We start from the raw sequence: 19,538 nt of genomic DNA, 5'->3' as shown, positions 1-19,538 counted from the left end.
GCCGCCTGGCCAGGCTAGCCTTTGGCTTATTGAGGCACCAGGCAGACTGGAAGCCAGAGGTGTACACCGGAGGTGCCAAACTCGCCAGCTAGAGCGGGATGGGCTGCTGCGCAGCCCACTTGAGGGTCCGATGTTGCGCCCAAACACTTGGAAGAAGTTTCAAGTGCGATGCTTCACGCCTGAAGGCAACGGAAAACGCTGGGAGGCTGGCTCCTCAAAGAAATTGCCTCCTGCCATAGAATCTCCCACGGGGAATGCAAAACACCCTGTGGGAGCGGGTTTACCCGCGAAGAGGCCGGCACTGTCAACCCGGGATCTGAAACCTGTGGGCAAAGTACTCGCGGAAAAACTCCACCGCCACCCGCACCTTGGCCGACCCGGCCAACGGCGCGGTATACACCGCCCAGATATCGGCACTCTGCCGATACCCCTCCAGCACCTGCACCAGCCGGCCATCGGCCAGGCTGTCGTGCACATCCCACCATGAGCGCAGCACGATCCCACGCCCATCCAGGCACCACTGGTGCACCACTTCGCCGTGGTTGCTCGACAACGCCCCGGTGACCCGCACACTTTCCTCGCCCGCAGGCCCCTCCAGGTGCCAGAGCCCAAACGGGTGGTCACGTTCCTTGATCACCAGGCAGTCATGGCTGGCCAGCTCTGCCAGGCTCTTCGGCGTGCCACGCCGGGCAAGATAGTCCGGCGCGGCACAGAGCACCCGCCAGTTGCGTGCCAGGCGCTTGGCGATCAGGTTCGGGGCAATCTGGTCGCCCACGCGGATATCCAGATCGACGCCCTCGGCCACCAGGTCCACCAGGCGGTCATGCACGTCCAGACGAATGTCCAGCCGCGGGTAGCGCGCCGCCAGCTCCGACAACGCCGGCGCGACCATCCGCCGGCCCAGGCCCAGGCTGCTGGCGATGCGCAACTGCCCGGCCGGCTCACGCTGGCCGGCGTCCAGGTCATCGCCCATGCGCTGCAGTGCCTCGAAAATCTGCTGCGCCCAGCGGTACACCCGCTCGCCCTCCTCGCTCACCGTCACCCGCCGGGTAGTGCGGTGCAGCAGGCGCACACCAAGGTCCGCTTCGAGCAGGCGGATGCGCTTGCTGACGAATGCCGCCGACATGCCGCGGGCTTCGGCCACCGCCGCAAAGCTCGCGCGGCGGGCCACCTGGAGGAAAATATCGAGGTCGTCGAGGTTTGGCAGATTATTCACGATACGTGCACCAACAATGCATGATCTGGAAGATTATCTATACAAAGAACCCTTATAGCATGGCCATATCAGTTACCCAGACACAAGGTGTGGCCATGACCAAGACCAAGACTTTCAAGATCGCCGCCATCCCCGGCGACGGCATCGGTAATGAAGTACTCCCGGAAGGTATCCGCGTGCTCGAAGCCGCCGCCCGCAAGCATGGCCTGGATCTGCAGTTCGAGTTCTTCGAATGGGCCAGCTGCGACTACTACCTGGCCCACGGCAAGATGATGCCGGACGACTGGTTCGACCAGCTCAAGGGCTTCGACGCCTTGTACTTCGGTGCCGTCGGCTGGCCCGACAAGGTGCCTGACCACATTTCCCTGTGGGGCTCGCTGCTCAAGTTCCGCCGCGACTTCGACCAGTACGTGAACATCCGCCCGGTGCGCCTGTTCCCTGGCGTGCCCTGCCCGCTGGCCGGCAAGCAGCCTGGCGATATCGACTTCGTGGTGGTGCGGGAAAACACCGAAGGCGAGTACTCGTCGTTGGGCGGGCGAATGTTCGAAGGCACTGCCAACGAATTCGTCCTGCAGGAATCGGTGTTCACTCGCCGTGGCGTCGACCGTATCCTCGAATATGCCTTCGAACTCGCGCACAATCGCCCGCGCCAGCACGTGACCTCGGCCACCAAGTCCAACGGCATGGCCGTGAGCATGCCTTACTGGGACGAGCGCACCGCAGCCGTGGCTGCGCACTACCCGGAGATCACCTGGGACAAGCAGCACATCGACATCCTCTGCGCGCGTTTTGTGCTGCAACCGGAGCGCTTCGACGTGGTGGTGGCTTCCAACCTGTTCGGCGACATCCTCTCCGACCTCGGGCCGGCCTGCACCGGCACCATCGGCATCGCACCGTCGGCCAACCTCAACCCCGAGCGCACGTTCCCGTCGTTGTTCGAGCCGGTGCATGGCTCGGCGCCGGACATCTTCGGCAAGAACATCGCCAACCCGATCGGCATGATCTGGTCGGGTGCGCTGATGCTCGAGTTCCTCGGCAAGGAAACGGCTGACAACCGCTACCAGGCGGCCCACGATGACATCCTGCAGGCCATAGAGGCGGTCATCGGCAAAGGCGCGACCACCCCTGACATGGGCGGCAGCCGCTCGACCCAGGCGGTCGGCCAGGCCATTGTCGATGCGCTGAATGCCGCCTGACTGTCACATTTCGGTCACGCCACCGTCGTAATCTGCCGGGCAACTCTATGCCAAAGGTTGCCCGGCATGCTCCGCCAGCTGCTCCTGCTGCTACCCCTGCTGACTCTGACGGCCCAGGCCGAACCCGTGTACTTGCGCGTGCAGGGCTCCAACACCATTGGCGCTGCGTTGCTGCCGGCCTTGGTGCAAGCGCAGTTGCGCGAGCAGCAAGCGACGGACATCGAGCAATGGCCAGGCGCGGTGGCCAACGAAGTCGTGATCAAGGCCCGCGATGCACAAGGCCAGGCATTGCATATCGACATTGCCGCCCACGGTTCGAGCACTGGTTTTGCCGCATTGGGCCAGGGCAAGGCCGACCTGGCTGCAGCCTCACGCCCCATCAGCGATGCCGAGGTGCACCAGCTCAAAGCCCTCGGCGACCTGCGCTCGGCCAGTGCCGAACAAGTCATCGGCCTGGATGGCGTGGCCGTCATCGTCCACCCTGAAAACCCGCTGCTTCAGCTAACCACCCGGCAACTGGCGCAGGTCTTCTCCGGGCAGATCCAGCGCTGGGAGCAACTGGGCGTGGCCGGCGGCGCTATTCACCTGTATGCACGTGATGACCGCTCCGGTACCTATGAAACCTTCAAGGCACTGGTGCTGGAACCGCATCAGGGCGAGCTGGCCAGGCAGGCGCAGCGCTTTGAGTCCAGCGAACAACTGGCCGAGCGGGTCGGCGCTGATCGTCACGCCATCGGTTTCAGCAGCCTGTCAGCGGTGCACGGAGCCAAGGTGCTGGCAGTGGCCGAGGGCGATGCACCGGCCATGCTGCCAGACCGCCCGCTGGTCGCCAGCGAGGACTACCCGCTGTCACGGCGGCTGTACTTCTACCTGCCGGCCAACGCCAGACCCCAGGCCAGAGCACTCGCCGATTTCGCCCAGAGCCCGGCCGGCCAGGCCATTGTCGCCGAACAGGGCTTTGTCTCGCAGCAGGTCAAGGCGCAACCGGTAGCAGCGCAGGCCGACATGCCGCCGCGCTATCGCGCTCTGGCCCGGCAGGCACAACGCCTGAGCGTCAACTTCCGCTTCCAGGAAGGCAGCGCCAACCTCGACAACAAGGCCCTGCGCGATGTGCAGCGGGTCGCCGACTACCTGCGCCAGGCCGGCAAGCTGCAGAGCAAGGCGGTACTGGTGGGCTTTGGCGACCCCAAGGAAACGCCAGGCCGTGCTGCCCTGCTGTCGCGCCTGCGCGCCCAGGCCGTGCGCCGCGAGCTGGCACGCGATGGCGTCGAGGTGCTGGAGGTGACCGGCATGGGCGATGAGTTGCCCGTCGCCGGCAATGATCTGGAGCAAGGGCGCTTGCGTAACCGGCGGGTGGAAGTTTGGGTTTATTGACAGGCAACGAAATGTAACAGCTCACCATTCGGCATCACCGGCAAACGGGTCTAGGCTCAAGCTCATGTGATACCGGGCCCCTCTGACGGCTGCCGAGCCGTGATGTCGGATCACTGTTGCGATCTTCACCTGGCAACGTCGACATTCAAGGAGGGGCTCATGACAGCTCTGCAGACATTTCTCACCTCCCCGTTTCTTGGCACCAGCACCTGGTTGTGGCTGGTGTTCATGGCCATCGTCATCGGTTTGCTGGTGCTCGACCTGGGTGTGCTGCACCGCCAGGACCGCGAGATCGAAATGCGCGAGAGCCTGCTGCTGTATTCGGGCTATTTCAGCGTCGGTGTGCTGTTTGGCCTGTGGGTCTGGCATGAACTGGGCGCGCAGTCGGCGCTGGAGTTCTACACCGGTTTCCTGGTCGAGCAGTCATTGTCGATGGACAACGTGTTCGTCATGGCGATGATCTTCGGTTTCTTCGCCATCCCCCGCCGCTACCAGCACCGCGTGCTGTTCTGGGGCATTCTCGGCGTGGTGTTCCTGCGTGCGATCATGATCGGCGTCGGTGCGGCGCTGGTGCAGAATTTTGCCTGGGTGCTCTACCTGTTCGGCGCCTTCCTGCTGTTCACCGGGGTGAAGATGGCCTTGTCGAAGGAGGACAGCCACCCCGACCTTGCCAACAACCCGATCTTGAAATTCGTCCGCCGACACATGCGCGTGACCGACCAGATCCACGGCTCTCACTTCTTCGTGCGCTTGACGCCGCCCGGCGAAAGCAAGGCCCTGCGCTACGCCACGCCGCTGTTCCTGGCCCTGGTGCTGATCGAGCTGGCGGACCTTGTGTTCGCCGTCGACAGCGTGCCGGCGATCTTTGCCATCACCCAGGACCCGTTCATCGTCTACACCTCGAACATCTTCGCCATCCTGGGGTTGCGCTCGCTGTACTTTGCGCTGTCGGCGCTGATGCACCGGTTCGTTTATCTCAAGTATGCGCTGGCGCTGGTGCTGATCTTCATTGGCTGCAAGATCTTCTACCACGGCATGGTGGGCAAGGTGCCGGCGTTGCTGTCGTTGGGGGTGACGTTCGGGTTGTTGCTGGGTGGAGTGGTGGTTTCGTTGATCAAGACGCGGGGGGAGAAGGCGGTGGTGGACGGTACGGCGTTGGAAAAGACGCCGGACGGGAACGAGAAGGCTGAGAAAGAGGAAGACCCGCAGTTGCGGGTCTAAAGGTGCATTTTTAATTTTTTGCTAGCTTGATCAACAGAAAAACAAGTAGCAACCACCATGAACCAACAATTGTCATCCAGGAAGAAAAAACGAGTTTACGTTTAATCGCAGATGGGAATTTTTTTATCTCATCAATACTAACAACCCCAATCCGGGCATGGAACCCAGGAAAAGTAAGAGCTGCGCAAACTCCACAGACGATCATCCACCGCGCGCGATAGCTACCCGTACCCAACTGTATTTTAATTTGCTCTAGATAAGCGCTGCTACGTATGGAGCGGTTTACGACTTCAAACTCGCGGGAGAAAGCGACGCTCGCGCAGACACTGAGACCAATCACTAAGAATGCAAAAGGTGTTATTGCGAAGGCCAACTGAAGATTTAGTGACCACGCATTCATATCAATCACTGCGTGATTCATAGATCTTTTCTCCTATGAACTCACCGGCACTTTCACCTGCCCACGCGCCAAAATATGAACCTGCGCCAACCAAAACGATCCCGCATGCTGGTGTCCCGATGCCTACAGTGAAAACAGCACATGCTGATAGAGCCGCGCCACCAATCAAGGCGCCACCAGCCACACCTCCCAACGTACCGCCTGCAAAGCTGCCAGCTTCCTTGATACGAACACGTTCACACTCTTCAGTTTCACCTGCACGGCATACCTCTTCAACCTTCAAATACGAGGAAGCCCCGCCCACCCCCAACGCAGCATGCCCGCCCCACTTAAGATACTTGCCAAGCTTCGCCACCTTATCCAAATGCGTCGCATAGCCCGGAATCTGCCCCGGCCCGCCCGCTTTCGACCAATGATGCACAAGGCTTTTGGTCGAAATATTCAAACTCTTCTTCAGCCGTTCATAGCTCCCAAGATTGAGCTTTTTGTTGAGAAACGCCGCTTTCAGCTGCCCGTCGAGCTGCTGCAATAACTGCCGCCGCTCAGCAAAGAAACCCGGGCTGTTCAGATGGCCATGGCGCAAAAACTCACTTTGATGCAGATGCTCGATCTTGCTCAGTGTCCCGCTAACTTGCTTCAGCCCTTGATCGAGCATGTCCTTGCCCACCCCCATCGATTGGCTGGCATCACCGAGCAACCCCGCTATCTCGGCCTGGTGCTGCATCATGAAATCCGACTCGGCAATATCAAGCGCTGCCAGTGCCCGCCGCGCATGCTCTGCGGCCGCCATCAGCTGGGCTTCCTCGCGAGTGCACGCATTACCGTTGTCCGGATCACCGATCACGAAGATCTCCCCGCCCTTGAACCCTTGCTCGAAGGTGGGGTTGAGCCGCTGCAGGCGTGAGATCGGCAGGGTGCCGTCGTGCCCCTGCAACTGCAGCAGCACCTGCGCGAACGACATGTGCCGGGGCACCACATAGAACCCCGGTTCCAGCGAACCAGGCATGGCTGTCATCGCAGATTGCACAAAGTGCTCAGTGTGAGCCTCAGACACTTGTACGGCTGGCCTGGCCTGCCTCGATGGCGGTGCCTGATTCAGCGGTGCAACCACCCGGTTGCTGCCAGGCGAACAGGCACAGACGACCAGCGCACCATCCATCGCCACCCGTCTGCCGGAAGAGATGAAAAACGCCACCCCTTCGGCCACCATCCCTTCCTGCCCACAAAGCGGACACTCCGTAGTGGGGTCGCCTTCCCTGACTACCTCGCGCCCATCGGACGTGTACCCGGTACCGGTGGCGATGCAAACGGCGCCAGTGGTCGTGATATCACCATCGACCGCCTGGCCTCTGCCATCAAGATTGACCCGCATCGGCATTACTCCCTGTGCATTTATCAGGTTTGAAACCTAACAGCTGCCAAGGGGGTTCTAGTGCCTGGAGTGGAAAATCAGACGTTTCCTACAGAGTTAGTAAAATTAGCTTTCAATAACAGTCTGACGAATATTCCGTATCCGGTTAGTGGAAACTTCCTACAGCAAAAATTGAATCTCCCGACTTTATAGCGTTGCCACTCTTGACCAGCATGCACACTCCCCCTGAAGGAGTGCCCCATGCAAAAACTTCCGATACCTGACCTCTCCCACTTACGCGTCAGTCCTAAGCTGATTGCTGCCGTTGCCCTACCGGTGATCGCCGTGGGCGTCTGCGCCGTGCTGTTCAATGCGGTGTTGTTCTACAACGAAGCGGGCCAGATGACCCATGTACGGACGATCTTCGGCGAGGAAAAAGTAGTCGAGGAAGTGGGCTACGCCACCAAGTGGTTCGGCCGCAGCACCGCCTGGCGGCGGACCATCGGTGTTCAGTCGGCCCTGCAAGTGGACAGCCTGGAAGACAACCGCAGCGGGCACCCTTCGATAACCATCGAAAACCTGCCCATCGTGTTCCTGGGCAACGTCGACGCCAAGGCCGAATTCAGTACCCAGTTCCGCCTGCCATCGGGCGAGGCGTTTCTGAAGATCGCCCAGGAATACCGCACGCCGGACAATTTCCTGCAGCGCGCCCTGTTGCCAGCGGTCAAGGAAACCTTGCAGGCCACAGCTTCCATGATGAGTGCTGACGATTACTACGCCGGTAATCGCAGCCACTTTGGCGCCGAGTTCGAAAACCAGTTGCGCAACGGGCTGTACCTGACCAGCCGCAAGGAAATCCGTGTGCAGCGTGACAACTACCCCGCACAGACCGCGATCCTGCAGTCCGGCACCGAGCAAGGCAGTTTCGGCGATAACAGCGCGACCCGCTTCGTCATCGAGAAGCGGCTCGACAAGGACGGCCAGGAGCTACGCAAGCAGCAGCAATTTCGCCTGTTCGGTGTCGAGTTGGTCGATGCCCGGGTGACCCATATCGACCCCAACCCCCAATACCAGCAACGCATGGTGCGCGTGCAGCAAGCGCTGGCCGAACTGGCGGTGGCGCGGCAGAACCGGCTCAAGGAAGAGGAAGAGAAGCAGCTGGTGTCGGCCCGTGGCGCCAAAGACGTCGAGGCCAAGCGCCAGGAAAGCCTGCGCCAGCAGATCGAGCGCACCACCGCAGCCGAAACCGAAAAGCAGCTCACCCTTATCAACGCCGAGCGGGAAAAGCGCCGCGCCGAAATCGACAAGCAGACCGCCGAACTGCTGCGCGACAAAGCCCGGGTCAACGCCGAAGCCACCAGGATCACCGCCGATGCCGAGGCCCACGCCCGTGAGGCTTCGCTCAAGGCGGACGGGGCTTTGCAGACCAAGCTGGAGGCGCTGGTGCAGATCAACCGGGTCTGGGCCGAAGCCGCAGCACGGGCCCCCGTACCCAGCGTGATGATGGGGGGCTCGGACGCGGGTGTGGGGCGTCAGGACGAGATGAGCAAGTTGATGACGGTGCTGGCCACCAAGGCGGCCAAGGATCTGATGGTTGATCTCAAAACCCAGTAACCATGCTCCGGCCTATTCGCGGGCAAGCCCGCTCCCAGAATGGAGTCGCCTTCATAGCCTGCGCTTTACCTGTGGGAGCGGGCTTGCCCGCGAATAGGCCGGAGCAGGCTTGCATCACCTTGCGCTGCGCAACATCTCGACCGGCACATACTTGCCGATCTCGTACTTGCCAATCGCCGCCCGATGCACCTCATCCGGCCCATCCGCCAGGCGCAGGGTGCGTTGCATGGCGTACATGTAGGCCAGCGGGAAGTCACCACTCACCCCTGCCCCGCCGTGCATCTGGATCGCCCGGTCGATCACCTTCAACGCCACGTTCGGCGCCACGACCTTGATCTGTGCAATCTCGCTGCGTGCGACCTTGTTGCCGACCGTGTCCATCATGTACGCCGCTTTCAGCGTCAGCAGGCGTGCCATGTCGATCTCCATACGCGAATCGGCAATCTTGTCGACGTTACCGCCAAGGCGCGCCAATGGCTTGCCGAAAGCGGTCCGCTCGACAGAGCGCCTGCACATCAACTCCAGTGCCCGCTCGGCCATGCCGATCGAACGCATGCAATGGTGAATGCGGCCCGGGCCCAGCCGGCCCTGGGCGATCTCGAAACCACGACCCTCCCCGAGGACCACGTTTTCATACGGTACCCGCACGTTCTCGAACAGGACTTCGGCATGGCCATGTGGCGCATCGTCATAACCGAATACCGGCAATGGGCGGACGATCTTCACCCCCGCTGCATCGGTCGGTACCAGCACCATCGAGTGCTGCTGATGACGCGGCCCTTCGGGGTTCGACAGGCCCATGAAGATCATCACCTTGCAACGCGGGTCGCAGGCGCCGGAGGTCCACCACTTGCGGCCGTTGATGACCCACTCGTCACCGTCACGCACGGCGGTGGCCGCCATGTTGGTGGCGTCCGAAGACGCAACGTCCGGTTCGGTCATGGCAAATGCCGAACGGATCTCACCGCGTAGCAGGGGCTCCAGCCATTGGCGCTTTTGCACCTCGCTGCCGTAGCGCACCAGCACCTCCATGTTGCCGGTGTCCGGCGCCGAGCAGTTGAACGGCTCCGGCCCCAGCAGCGAGCGGCCCATGATCTCGGCCAGCGGTGCGTACTCCAGGTTGCTCAGGCCCGCGCCGTATTCGGATTCCGGCAGGAACAGGTTCCACAGACCCTCAGCCCGGGCCTTGGCCTTGAGTTCTTCCATGATCGCGGTGGGCTGCCAGCGGTCCCCCTCGGCGACCTGGCGCTCGAACACCGGTTCGGCGGGGTAGACATAGGCGTCCATGAATGCGCTGACGCGCTCTCGCAGTGCCTGGACCTTGGGCGAATAGGCGAAATCCATCGGGTTTACCTTCACGGTTCGAAGTACATGGGCAGAGCCTAGAGCAGCCGGCCTCGATCTACCTAGTCTATTTTCCGCGTGTATAAACATTCATAACCGATATATGATCGACCCATAATTCCAACAAAGAGCGGCGCCATGAACCTCAGCAAGGTCGACCTCAACCTGTTCATCGTCTTCGACGCAATCTACACCGAAGCCAACCTGACCCGCGCCGGGCAGATCGTCGGCATCACCCAGCCGGCAGTGTCCAATGCCTTGTCGCGGCTGCGCGAAACCTTCAACGACCCGCTGTTCGTGCGCACCGCCCAGGGCATGGTGCCCACCCCCATGGCGCAGAACATCATCGGCCCGGTGCGCAACGCCCTGGCACTGCTGCGTACTTCGGTGCAGGAAAGCCGCATCTTCAACCCGCAGCAGGCCAACAAGACCTTCCGCATCAGCATGACCGACCTCACCGAGGCGGTGATTTTGCCGCCGCTGTTCCAGCGACTGCGGCGCCTGGCTCCGGCGGTGCTGATCGAAAGCTTCCTGTGCAAGCGTCGCGAAACCACCAAGGAACTGGCCGCCGGGCGCCTGGATTTCGCCGTCGACGCGCCGCTGAACACCGACCCGCAGGTACGCCACGTCAAACTGATGCAGGACCGCTACGTCTGCGCCCTGCGCCAGGGCCACCCGCTGGCGGATGCCAAGCTGACCTTGGACAACTACCTGAGCATGACCCACATCCATATTTCCAGCCGCCGCAACGGGCTGGGTTACGTCGACCTGGCACTGGGCAAGATGGGCGTGCAGCGCAAGGTCGCGTTGCGCTCCCAGCATTACCTGATGGCTTCGCAGGTGTTGCAGCAGACCGACATGGCCATGACCGTGCCCGAGCGTTTTGCCCGCCGTCACCAGTTGCGCTTCCAGCCGCTGCCGGTGGAGGTGCCACCGCTCGAAACTCACCTGTACTGGCATGAGAGCACTGACCAGGACCCGGCCAACCGCTGGATGCGCGAGCAGATCATCGAATTGTGCGAACGCGTGGTGGCTGAAGAAGAACGGACGCTGGAGCTCGCGTGACGCTATTCGACAGCATCTGATTTTACAGCGGAGTCAAAGATCGATATTTCTATTCTTTCTTGATCTGCCTATAGAGAAAAATATTCTCAAAAACACGCGTTCGCGAAGCACAAAGGGCAAATTCATTTTCACCTCTGCGGGTACGCTTGATGCAACGATTGCCGACTCCACGGCAACATTGCACGGACCCGCCCCATGCCTAGCGCTCCGCTCTATTTCGACTACGCCGCCACCACTCCGGTCGATGACCGGGTCATCGAAACCATGCTCACCTGCCTCGGTCGCCAGGTCAATTTCGGCAACCCCGCGTCCAGTGGTCACGCCTACGGCCAGGCCGCTCGCGAGGTCGTCGAGCAGGCCCGTCGGCAAGTAGCCGAGCGGGTCGGCGCGCGGGCTGACGACATCGTCTGGACATCGGGCGCCACCGAGTCCAACAACCTGGCACTCAAAGGCATCGCCCAGGGCATGGCCCAGCCGGGCCACCTGATCACCAGCCAGCTGGAGCACAAGGCCGTGCTCGACACCGTCAACGAGCTGGAGCGCCAGGGCTGGGCCGTCACTCGCCTGGCGCCGGACGCCAGCGGCCTGATCCAGCCGTACGCCGTGCAGTCAGCCCTGCGCGCCGACACGCGCCTGGTGTCGCTGATGGCCGTCAACAACGAACTGGGCACCGTCACCGACTTCGCTGCCATTGGCGAACGTCTTCGCGCCCATGGGGCGCTGCTGCATGTGGACGCGGCCCAGGCGGTCGGCAAGCTTGCCATCGACCTGCAGGCGATGGCGGTGGACCTGATGTCGTTTTCGGCGCACAAGGTGTACGGGCCAAAAGGCATTGGCGCGCTGTATGTCGGGCCCCGCGCCCGTGAGCGGATGCGTGCGCAGATTCACGGCGGTGGGCATGAGCAAGGGCTGCGCTCGGGGACCTTGCCGACGCATCAGATCGTTGGCATGGGCAGTGCCTTTGCCTTGGCCGGTGAGCCAGGTGACAGCGAGTACCAGCGTATCGAGCAACTGACCAGGCGCTTGCGTGAAGGGTTGCTGGCCTTGCCAGGCGTCAGCCTCAATGGCTGTGCCACGCAGCGCATTCCTCACACCTTGAACCTGTGTATCGAGGCCAACGGTTTCAACAGCATGGCCTTGGCCAGTGAACTGGCGCTGTCGACCACTTCGGCATGCAATTCGGCGAGCAATGCGGCTTCGCATGTGCTGTTGGCGCTGGGCCTGGATGAAGCGCGGGCGCGCAAGAGTGTGCGGGTAAGTGTCGGGCGTTTTACCAGCCAGGACGAAGTAGAGGCGGCAATCGCTGTGTTCGGGCGGGCCTTGACGGCGGCTTCGGGGGCCCTGTGGTAGGGCTGGGGTGCATGCCTCAAGAACACCCCACCCCCCTTACCCTCAAAGGAAGGTAAACACCGTCGAAGCCGGCAGGCGCGACTTGCTCAGCCCGGCATTGAAGTCGGCTTCACTGCGGTAGCCCAGGCTCAACACCACCACGCTGCTGTAGCCCTGCTCACGCAGCCCCAGTTCGGCATCCAGCAGCTTGCTGTCGAACCCTTCGATCGGCGTGGCATCCAGGCCGTGGGCGGCGGCGCCGAGCAGTGCGGTACCCAAGGCCAGGTAGGTCTGCTTCTCCATCCAGTGCTGCAGGTCCTTCTGCTCGAAACGGTGCAGGTCGACATAGCCGCGACGGGTCTGGTTCTGCCCCGCCCGCGCCTGCTCGTCACGGAAACGGCCATCAGCCTGCTCCTGATCAAGCACCGCATTCAGATGCGCCTCGGTCATGTCGGTGCGGGTGCAGAACACGATCACGTGCGACGCGTCGAGAATCTTCGGCGTGTTGTAGGCAAAACCGCCAGCGGTTGCCTTGGCCAGGCGGGCCTTGCCTTCGGCGCTGTCGGCGACGATGAAATGCCAAGGCTGCGAGTTGACCGAGGACGGGCTGTGGCGCAGCTGTTCAAGCAACCCATCGACCGTGGCCTGGGGGATCTTGCGAGAGGCATCGTAGGCCTTGGTGGTGTAACGGCGCTTGGCCAGGGAGACGGTATCCATGCTGCAACTCCAATGAACGAAACGGGATGTGTCGCGCATCTTATCTTTCCTGCAAATAAGAAAAACCGGCAGAATGCAGCAACACTTTCACCCCTGGAGTGAAAATGCTCCGCTTTACCGACCTGGAACTGTTCGTGCGCAGCAGCGCACTGGGCAGCTTCACCGCCGCCGCCCATGAGGCCGGCCTGCTGCCTGGGCAGGTGGCTGCCGCGATCAAGCGTCTGGAACGCGACCTCGACGCGCGCCTGTTCGCCCGCACCACCCGCAGCCTGCGCCTGACCGCCGAGGGCGAACTGTACCTGCCCACCGCCCAGCGTGTGCTGGAGGCCCTGCGCCAGGGCCATGAGCAGCTTCACGCCAGCCACAGTACCCTGCGTGGGGTGCTGCAGGTGTCTGCACCTTCCGACATTGGCCGCAACCTGTTGCTGCCCTGGCTCAGCGCCTTTCGCCGCGAGCACCCGGCATTGAGCCTGCGCTTCTTTCTTTCCGACCAGATGGCCGACTTCAGCCGTGACCCGGTGGACATCGCCATCCGCTATGGCCTCAACCAGGATGCCAACTACATCGCCCTGCCGCTGGCGCCCTGGAACCGCCGGGTAGTGGTGGCTTCCCCTGGCTACCTGGCCCGCCACGGCCGCCCCCGCACGCCCGATGAACTGCTGCAGCACGACTGCCTGCTGTACCTGCAGCACAACCGCGTGTACGACAAGTGGCAGCTCGGCAACCGCACCGTGCAGGTACGCGGGCCGCTGGTCAGCGACGATGCCGATGTGGTGCGGCGCTGGGCCCTGGAAGGCGAAGGCATTGTCTACAAGTCGTGGCTGGACGTCAGCGCCAACATCGCCGCCGGCGAGCTGGAAATTTTGCTGCCGGAGCATCAAGGCGAAGCCACGCCAGTGACGCTGGTGTGCCCGCACCGCAAGCAACTGTCGCCTGCGGTGACGCAACTGCATCTGTGGCTGCGCGAGCGTTTTGCCGCGCTGCAGCCTGCACAATTGTTCTAAACCCGCCTGCACAACTGGGGTAAGGTGAACTGCCCTACCCTTCAGCAGCCGCAATGCCATGAGCAACTGGATCGACCTCAAGCAAGACGCCGACACCGGCATCGAGTCGGTCCGTGCGCATTTTGTCGGCCACGCCTACGACCCGCACTGGCACGACAGCTTTCTGGTCGGCATCACCGAGCAGGGCGTGCAGCAGTTCAACTGCCGTCGAGTGCGCCACCAGAGCACCGCCGGCCAGGTCTTCCTGCTTGAACCGGGCGACCTTCACGACGGCCACGCACCGACGGCCGAAGGCTTCACCTATTCGACCCTGTACCTTGAGCCGAACTGGCTGGACAGCGAACTGCGGGCGCTGTTCGAGCAGGCGCCCGGCGACAGCCTGCCGAGCTTCGCCGACACCTTGTGCCACGACCAACGCCTGGCCCGCGCCACCGCCCTGGCGTTCCAGGCGGTGCATGGCCAAGAGCTGCGCATCGTACGCCAGACGGCCATGGACACCCTGCTGGCCACCCTGACCCACCACCTGCACTGGCGCAAGCGCCTGAACCCCGACCCGCGCCTGCCGCTGACGGCACAGCGGGCGCGTGACTTCCTGCATGCCCATTTCGACCAGGACATTGGCCTGGAACAGGTGGCACTCGCTTGCGGTGTCGACCGCTTCCGCCTGACCCGGGCCTTCAAGGCTGCCTTCGGCCTGGCGCCGCATGCCTACCTGATCCAGCTGCGGCTGTCCCGCGCCCGGCGCCTGCTCGCCCTCGGCCAAACTCCTGCCGCGGTAGCCATGGCCCTGGGCTTTGCCGACCAGAGCCACCTGGGGCGCTGGTTCCGTCGCGCCTATCGGCTTACCCCGGCCGATTACCGTCGCCGCTGCTCAAACCTTCCAGACTGACGCTTGTTCAGCTGCAAGCATGGGGCTCTGATCAATCGGAGCCGTCTACCATGTCGCAATCGTTGTTGCCCTTCATCCTCTTCGCCCTTGTCTCGAGTATCAGCCCGGGGCCGACCAACCTGCTGATCCTCGCCCATGGCGCCCGACAAGGCTTGCGCGCGAGCCTGGCACCGGTGCTGGCGGCCTGCGCTGCGGCGGCGGCGATCGTATGGCTGGTCGGCCTGGGGCTGGGTGAGGCACTGGTGCGTCATCCGTTGGCCCGTCAGGCAATGAGCTGGGCCGGTGTGTTGTGGTTGAGCTGGCTGGCCTGGCGTATGTTGCGCAGTGCCGGCGAGCCGCTGGATAGCGCGGGCGGCAAGCCGTTCGGCGCAGCCAGCGCAGCGTCGTTGCAGGTGGTCAACCCGAAGGTGTGGATGATGGCGGTGGCGGTGATCGGCGTGTTTGCAGCGCCGTCGTTGCCGGTGTGGCAGCTGGCATTGGTGTTCTTGCTGATTGCCGTGCCGTGCATGGGGCTGTGGGCGGCGCTGGGGGCTGGCAGTGCGCGCTGGTTGCAGGCGCCGGGGCGGTTGCTGTGGTTCAACCGGGGGTTGGCAGGGTTGCTGCTGGTGTCGGCCTGGGCTGCGGTTTTGAGCTGAATTTGAGGTTGCCAGTACTGGCCTCTTCGCGGGCAAGCCCGCTCCTACAAGGTATGCGCGTTACCTGGAGCGGGTTTACCCGCGAAGAGGCCGGTGCAGGCAATCAGTGATTCAAGGCCTCGCGGAACCGTCGGGTACTGGCCACCGCCAGCAGCAGGCCGACCACTGCCACGCTGCCGCCCACCAGGCCGATATCCGCCACGCCCATCTGGCTGCTGACGATACTGCCCAGCAATGCCCCGCCACCGATGCCGATGTTGTAGATGCCGGAGAACAACGCCATGGCCACATCGGTGGCATCGGACGCCAGCTTCAAGGTCTTGGACTGCAGCGCCAGGCTGAAACTGAGGATCGCCACGCCCCAGAAGATGCTCAATGCCGCGAACACATAGAAGTTGCCGGACAGCGGCAACAGCAACAGCAGGCAAGCCGCCAACACGCCGATCGAACCCACCAGGAAACCGTGCGGGAAGCGCTCGCTGTAACGGCTGAACAGCAGCGAGCCGAACACGCCAGCGCCACCGAACAACAGCAGCAACAGCGTGGTGCGCTCGCCGCCGATCTGCGCCACGTGCAGGGCAAATGGCTCGATGTAGCTGTAGGCAGTGAATTGCGCAGTGATCACCAGGGTCACCAAGAGGTAGGTGATCACCAGCGCCGGGCGCTTGAACAGGATTGGCAGGCTGCGCAGCGAACCGGAGTTCTGGCTGGGCAGCAACGGCAGCGACTTCATCAGGCACAGCATGGTCGCCAGCGCAACGCCGGCAATGCTCAGGAACGTGATGCGCCACCCCAACGCTTCGCCCACCACACGCCCGAGTGGAATGCCCAGCACCATCGCCAGGGTCGTGCCCGTCGCCAGCAACCCAAGCGCCTTGGCCTGCTGGCCCGGCGGCGCCACGCGCACTGCCAGTGACGCTGTGATGGCCCAGAACACGGCATGGGCCAGGGCGATGCCGATGCGGCTGACCAGCAGCATGGCAAAACTCTGCGACAACCACGACAGCAGGTGGCTGAGGATGAACACCAGGAACACGAACAGCAGCAGGCGCCGGCGTTCGATGTTACGGGTGAGCAGCATCATCGGCAGCGAAGCCAGCGCCACCACCCAGGCATAGATGGTCAGCATCAGGCCGACCTGCGCGGTGGTCATGTCGAAGCTGCTGCCGATGTCACTGAGCAGCGCCACCGGGACGAACTCGGTGGTGTTGAAGATGAAGGCCGCCAAGGCCAGGGCGATCACGCTCAGCCAGCTGCCGCCATCCGCGCTCGGCGGCAGGTGGGTGGGAATGGGTCCGTTCATGGGCAGGAATCTGTTCTCCGCAGGCAAGGCGCAAGGACGCGCATCAGGGGCCAAGTATCGGCCGCGCTGAGGCACGGGTTTGTTATTGGAAGGATTGCCCGCATGGTACGCGTCAAGTCTGGCCCTCACAACCACGAAAGGGCCAGGCCAGGCTGACGCCAGCTTCAGCCCTGCAGGGTTGCCATATCGATCACGAAGCGATACTTCACATCGCCCGCGATCATGCGCTCATAGGCCTGGTTGATGTTACGGATGTCGAGCATCTCGATGTCGCAACGGATGTCATGGGCGGCGCAGAAATCCAGCACTTCCTGGGTTTCGGCAATACCGCCGATGAGCGAACCGGCCAGCACCCGACGCTTGAGCACCAGATTGGCCGCATGCACGGCCGGGTCGATCGGCTCGATCAGGCCGACCAGGATGTGCACGCCGTCGAACTTCAGGGTTTCCAGGTACGGGTTCAGGTCGTGCTGCACCGGAATGGTGTCGAGGAGGAAGTCGAAACGGCCAGCGGCGGCACGCATCTGCTCGCCATCGGTGGACACGATCACATGGTCGGCGCCCTGCCGACGCGCTTCCTCGGCCTTGGCCTGGGAGCGGGTGAACAGGGTCACTTCGGCGCCAAGGGCCTTGGCCAGCTTGATACCCATGTGGCCCAGGCCACCCATGCCGAGGATACCGACCTTGTGGCCGGGGCCGACGCCATGGTGCTTGAGCGGCGAGTAGGTGGTGATGCCCGCGCAAAGGATCGGCGCCGCGCTGGGCAGGTCCATGCCAGCGGGGATGCGCACCACGAAGTGCTCGCTGACCACGATGCTGCTGGAGTATCCGCCCATCGTGTTGCTGCCGTCGACCCGGTCCGGGGTGGCGTAGGTCATTGTAGGGCCTTCCAGGCAGTACTGCTCCAGGTGCTTGGCGCAGGCTTCGCAGTGGCGGCACGAGTCGACCATGCAGCCGACACCGACCAGGTCGCCGACCTTATGCGAAGTGACCTGGTCACCCACGGCGGTGACCCGACCGATGATCTCGTGGCCAGGCATCAGCGGGTACACGGCAATGCCCCACTCGTTGCGTGCCTGGTGGATGTCGGAGTGGCACACGCCGCAGTAGAGGATGTCGATGGCGACATCGTCCGGGCGCGGAGCGCGGCGCTCGAAGGTCATCGGGGCCAAGGGGCTGGTCGGGGTCTGGGCGGCGTAGCCGATGGCGGTGTACATGGGGGACCTCACAGGGAAGTGAAACGATTCAGGCCGCGCATTCTGCTCGCCATCGCCCTGCTCCGCCCACGGCTGATTCTCCGGCATCCATGCCTGATCCTCCGAACCTGCCATTTGCCACCTGGCGCCGGCTGGCCAATCTGCGATCATGCCACTGTCTGATTCTCTGCCCTGGTTCATCATGCAACTGACCCGCCACGTCGATGCCAATGCCCCGCTGTGTTCGTTGATCCGCAGCCTGGCCACCCGCCCGGGTTTCGTGCCCACGCACCTGCCCCAGGTGCAGGTACTGAGCTGGGACCACTACGTGGCCAGCAGCCCGCAGATCTACGAGCCGAGCCTGATGATCCTGGCCCAGGGCAGCAAACTGGCGCGGCTGGGCCCGCGCACCCTGGAGTACGGCGCCGGGCATTACCTGGTGCAGGCGCTGTCGGTACCGTTCATGTGCGAGACCTTTGCCACCCGCGATGAGCCGCTGCTGGGCGTGGCAGTGGACATCGACCGCGGCGTGCTTGGCGAACTGGTACAGAGCATGGACCTGGCCCCCGACCCGGCGGTGCAGGCACAGACACCACAGTCGATGACTTCGGCGGCACTCGACGCCCCCATGCGTGGGTCCGTGGAACGCCTGCTGCACTGCCTGCAGGACCCCGTGGACGCCAAGGTGCTGGGCCCGGCGCGCATTCGCGAAGTGTTGTACACCGCCCTGCGCGGCCCCCAGGCGGGCGTGTTGCGGGCGCTGGTCGAACAGCAGGGGCATTTTGCCCGCATCGGCGCCGCCCTCAGCTACCTGCGCGAGCATTACGCCGAACCGCTGAGTGTCGAGGCGCTGGCGGCCTGCGCCAACATGAGCGTGTCGACCTTCCATGAGCGCTTCAAGCGCTGCACCGACATGGCGCCGATGCAGTACCTCAAGCGCCTGCGCCTGCTCAAGGCGCAGCAGATGCTGATCGGCGAGGGGCTGGGCGTGGCGCAGGCGGCGCATCGGGTGGGTTACCAGAGCACCTCGCAGTTCAGCCGCGAATACAAGCGCCAGTTTGCCCGCAGCCCGGGGGATGAACTGCCCTACCAGAGCCTGCCGGTCTGAACAGGCACGAGCGCCCTGGCTGGCGCTAATCTGTCAAAGGCCACTGTGCCAATGGCCAGTAACGCCCCTTGCGCGATTCGTACAGGGTGAAATTCCTGGCGCTGAGGTGGAACTCGGGCATCACGGTCGCCTCCGGGGCCTGCCCGCGAAAGTCCCGCGACAAGGTGAGGTGCGGACGGTAGTCACGGGCCTGCCCATCGAACCCCATTGGCAACAACGCCTGCTGCAGGGCATAGACCAACTGGCGCAAGGCGGCGGGCGTTTCCTCTGGTTCCAGCACCAGCACCTTGGCGCGCTGCCAGGTTTTCAGCTGGTCCAGCAGCAGGCGCAACGGCGCACCCGGCCGCGCCAGGTTGTCCACCGCCGCGCAGATTGCCGGCACCTGGGCCGCATCCACATCACCGAGAAACAGCAAGGTCAGGTGGAAGTTGTCACTGGGCACCGGCTTGCCGCTGCGCAGGGTCAGGCCGCGCCGCCACTGGCTGATCGCACGGCGCTGGGCGTCGCTGACAGGCAAGGCGAAGAACAACCGTTTGAAGGGTGCGCCACTCGGGCGAATGTCCTGGACCATGTGAA

18 protein-coding genes are annotated in these 19,538 nt (G+C 63.2%); 10 read left to right on the top strand and 8 right to left on the bottom strand.

Features of this window, described 5'->3' with window-relative positions:
* Positions 1 to 304: 304 nt before the first annotated feature.
* Positions 305 to 1,216, bottom strand: coding sequence for a LysR substrate-binding domain-containing protein (locus ACIPW4_RS13695; protein WP_400658618.1), 912 nt, complete (start codon positions 1,214 to 1,216; stop codon positions 305 to 307).
* A gap of 95 nt (positions 1,217 to 1,311) precedes the next feature.
* On the opposite strand from ACIPW4_RS13695, the gene ACIPW4_RS13690 reads away from it, so the two are divergent.
* From ACIPW4_RS13690 to ACIPW4_RS13680, 3 genes are all read left to right on the top strand, one after another.
* On the top strand, positions 1,312 to 2,412 hold the full coding sequence (locus ACIPW4_RS13690) for a tartrate dehydrogenase (RefSeq protein ID WP_400658616.1): 1,101 nt from the start codon (positions 1,312 to 1,314) through the stop codon (positions 2,410 to 2,412).
* A gap of 66 nt (positions 2,413 to 2,478) precedes the next feature.
* The gene (locus ACIPW4_RS13685) at positions 2,479 to 3,786 is read left to right on the top strand and encodes a substrate-binding domain-containing protein (protein ID WP_400658614.1); all 1,308 of its coding nucleotides are present in this window, start codon (positions 2,479 to 2,481) and stop codon (positions 3,784 to 3,786) included.
* A gap of 159 nt (positions 3,787 to 3,945) precedes the next feature.
* On the top strand, positions 3,946 to 5,007 hold the full coding sequence (locus ACIPW4_RS13680) for a TerC family protein (protein ID WP_400658612.1): 1,062 nt from the start codon (positions 3,946 to 3,948) through the stop codon (positions 5,005 to 5,007).
* A gap of 10 nt (positions 5,008 to 5,017) precedes the next feature.
* On the opposite strand, the gene ACIPW4_RS13675 is transcribed toward ACIPW4_RS13680, so the two are convergent.
* Together ACIPW4_RS13675 and ACIPW4_RS13670 are read right to left on the bottom strand one after the other, a co-directional pair.
* Complete coding sequence (locus ACIPW4_RS13675) at positions 5,018 to 5,428, bottom strand: hypothetical protein (RefSeq protein ID WP_400658610.1); 411 nt, start codon at positions 5,426 to 5,428, stop codon at positions 5,018 to 5,020.
* Positions 5,409 to 6,779, bottom strand: coding sequence for a PAAR domain-containing protein (locus tag ACIPW4_RS13670; RefSeq protein ID WP_400658608.1), 1,371 nt, complete (start codon positions 6,777 to 6,779; stop codon positions 5,409 to 5,411). The genes ACIPW4_RS13675 and ACIPW4_RS13670 overlap by 20 nt, the downstream gene beginning before the upstream one ends.
* Positions 6,780 to 7,019: 240 nt before the next feature.
* On the opposite strand from ACIPW4_RS13670, the gene ACIPW4_RS13665 reads away from it, so the two are divergent.
* On the top strand, positions 7,020 to 8,372 hold the full coding sequence (locus tag ACIPW4_RS13665) for an SPFH domain-containing protein (protein WP_400658606.1): 1,353 nt from the start codon (positions 7,020 to 7,022) through the stop codon (positions 8,370 to 8,372).
* A gap of 114 nt (positions 8,373 to 8,486) precedes the next feature.
* Here the strand turns inward: ACIPW4_RS13665 and ACIPW4_RS13660 are convergent, their stop codons facing one another.
* The gene (locus ACIPW4_RS13660; protein WP_400658604.1) at positions 8,487 to 9,716 is read right to left on the bottom strand and encodes an acyl-CoA dehydrogenase; all 1,230 of its coding nucleotides are present in this window, start codon (positions 9,714 to 9,716) and stop codon (positions 8,487 to 8,489) included.
* Between the two features lie 138 nt (positions 9,717 to 9,854).
* On the opposite strand from ACIPW4_RS13660, the gene ACIPW4_RS13655 reads away from it, so the two are divergent.
* Both ACIPW4_RS13655 and ACIPW4_RS13650 read left to right on the top strand, forming a co-directional pair.
* On the top strand, positions 9,855 to 10,781 hold the full coding sequence (locus tag ACIPW4_RS13655; RefSeq protein WP_400658602.1) for a LysR family transcriptional regulator: 927 nt from the start codon (positions 9,855 to 9,857) through the stop codon (positions 10,779 to 10,781).
* Between the two features lie 195 nt (positions 10,782 to 10,976).
* Positions 10,977 to 12,131 (top strand): cysteine desulfurase family protein, encoded by a 1,155-nt coding sequence (locus ACIPW4_RS13650; protein WP_400658600.1) that lies wholly within the window; start codon positions 10,977 to 10,979, stop codon positions 12,129 to 12,131.
* A 42-nt stretch (positions 12,132 to 12,173) separates the two neighbouring features.
* Here ACIPW4_RS13650 and nfsB read toward each other — a convergent pair whose 3' ends face one another.
* Entirely contained in the window at positions 12,174 to 12,827 is a 654-nt protein-coding gene (gene nfsB / locus ACIPW4_RS13645; RefSeq protein WP_400658598.1) for an oxygen-insensitive NAD(P)H nitroreductase, read from the bottom strand.
* 104 nt (positions 12,828 to 12,931) lie between these two features.
* Here nfsB and ACIPW4_RS13640 point away from each other — a divergent pair, with 104 nt between their 5' ends.
* The 3 genes from ACIPW4_RS13640 to ACIPW4_RS13630 are packed head-to-tail and all read left to right on the top strand — an operon-like array spanning position 12,932 to position 15,355.
* On the top strand, positions 12,932 to 13,831 hold the full coding sequence (locus ACIPW4_RS13640; protein WP_400658596.1) for a LysR family transcriptional regulator: 900 nt from the start codon (positions 12,932 to 12,934) through the stop codon (positions 13,829 to 13,831).
* A 58-nt stretch (positions 13,832 to 13,889) separates the two neighbouring features.
* Positions 13,890 to 14,720 carry an AraC family ligand binding domain-containing protein gene (locus ACIPW4_RS13635; RefSeq protein ID WP_400658594.1) on the top strand — a complete coding sequence of 277 codons (831 nt, stop codon included), beginning with the start codon at positions 13,890 to 13,892 and terminating at the stop codon, positions 14,718 to 14,720.
* A gap of 50 nt (positions 14,721 to 14,770) precedes the next feature.
* Positions 14,771 to 15,355, top strand: a complete 585-nt coding sequence (locus tag ACIPW4_RS13630) for a LysE family translocator (protein WP_400658592.1) — start codon at positions 14,771 to 14,773, stop codon at positions 15,353 to 15,355.
* A 103-nt stretch (positions 15,356 to 15,458) separates the two neighbouring features.
* On the opposite strand, the gene ACIPW4_RS13625 is transcribed toward ACIPW4_RS13630, so the two are convergent.
* Together ACIPW4_RS13625 and calA are read right to left on the bottom strand one after the other, a co-directional pair.
* Positions 15,459 to 16,658 (bottom strand): sugar transporter, encoded by a 1,200-nt coding sequence (locus ACIPW4_RS13625; RefSeq protein ID WP_400658590.1) that lies wholly within the window; start codon positions 16,656 to 16,658, stop codon positions 15,459 to 15,461.
* A 164-nt stretch (positions 16,659 to 16,822) separates the two neighbouring features.
* Entirely contained in the window at positions 16,823 to 17,875 is a 1,053-nt protein-coding gene (gene calA, locus ACIPW4_RS13620; protein ID WP_400658588.1) for a vanillin reductase, read from the bottom strand.
* Between the two features lie 181 nt (positions 17,876 to 18,056).
* Between calA and ACIPW4_RS13615 the strand changes: the two genes are divergently transcribed.
* Positions 18,057 to 18,962, top strand: a complete 906-nt coding sequence (locus ACIPW4_RS13615) for an AraC family transcriptional regulator N-terminal domain-containing protein (protein ID WP_400658638.1) — start codon at positions 18,057 to 18,059, stop codon at positions 18,960 to 18,962.
* 25 nt (positions 18,963 to 18,987) lie between these two features.
* On the opposite strand, the gene thpR is transcribed toward ACIPW4_RS13615, so the two are convergent.
* A complete protein-coding gene (gene thpR, locus ACIPW4_RS13610; protein ID WP_400658586.1) occupies positions 18,988 to 19,533 on the bottom strand; it encodes an RNA 2',3'-cyclic phosphodiesterase in 546 nt (181 codons plus the stop codon).
* Positions 19,534 to 19,538: the final 5 nt, after the last annotated feature.

The sequence above is a fragment of the Pseudomonas sp. NPDC089996 genome (assembly GCF_044748405.1).
Lineage (GTDB): Bacteria > Pseudomonadota > Gammaproteobacteria > Pseudomonadales > Pseudomonadaceae > Aquipseudomonas.
This window is presented reverse-complemented; position numbering and strand designations above follow the sequence as displayed.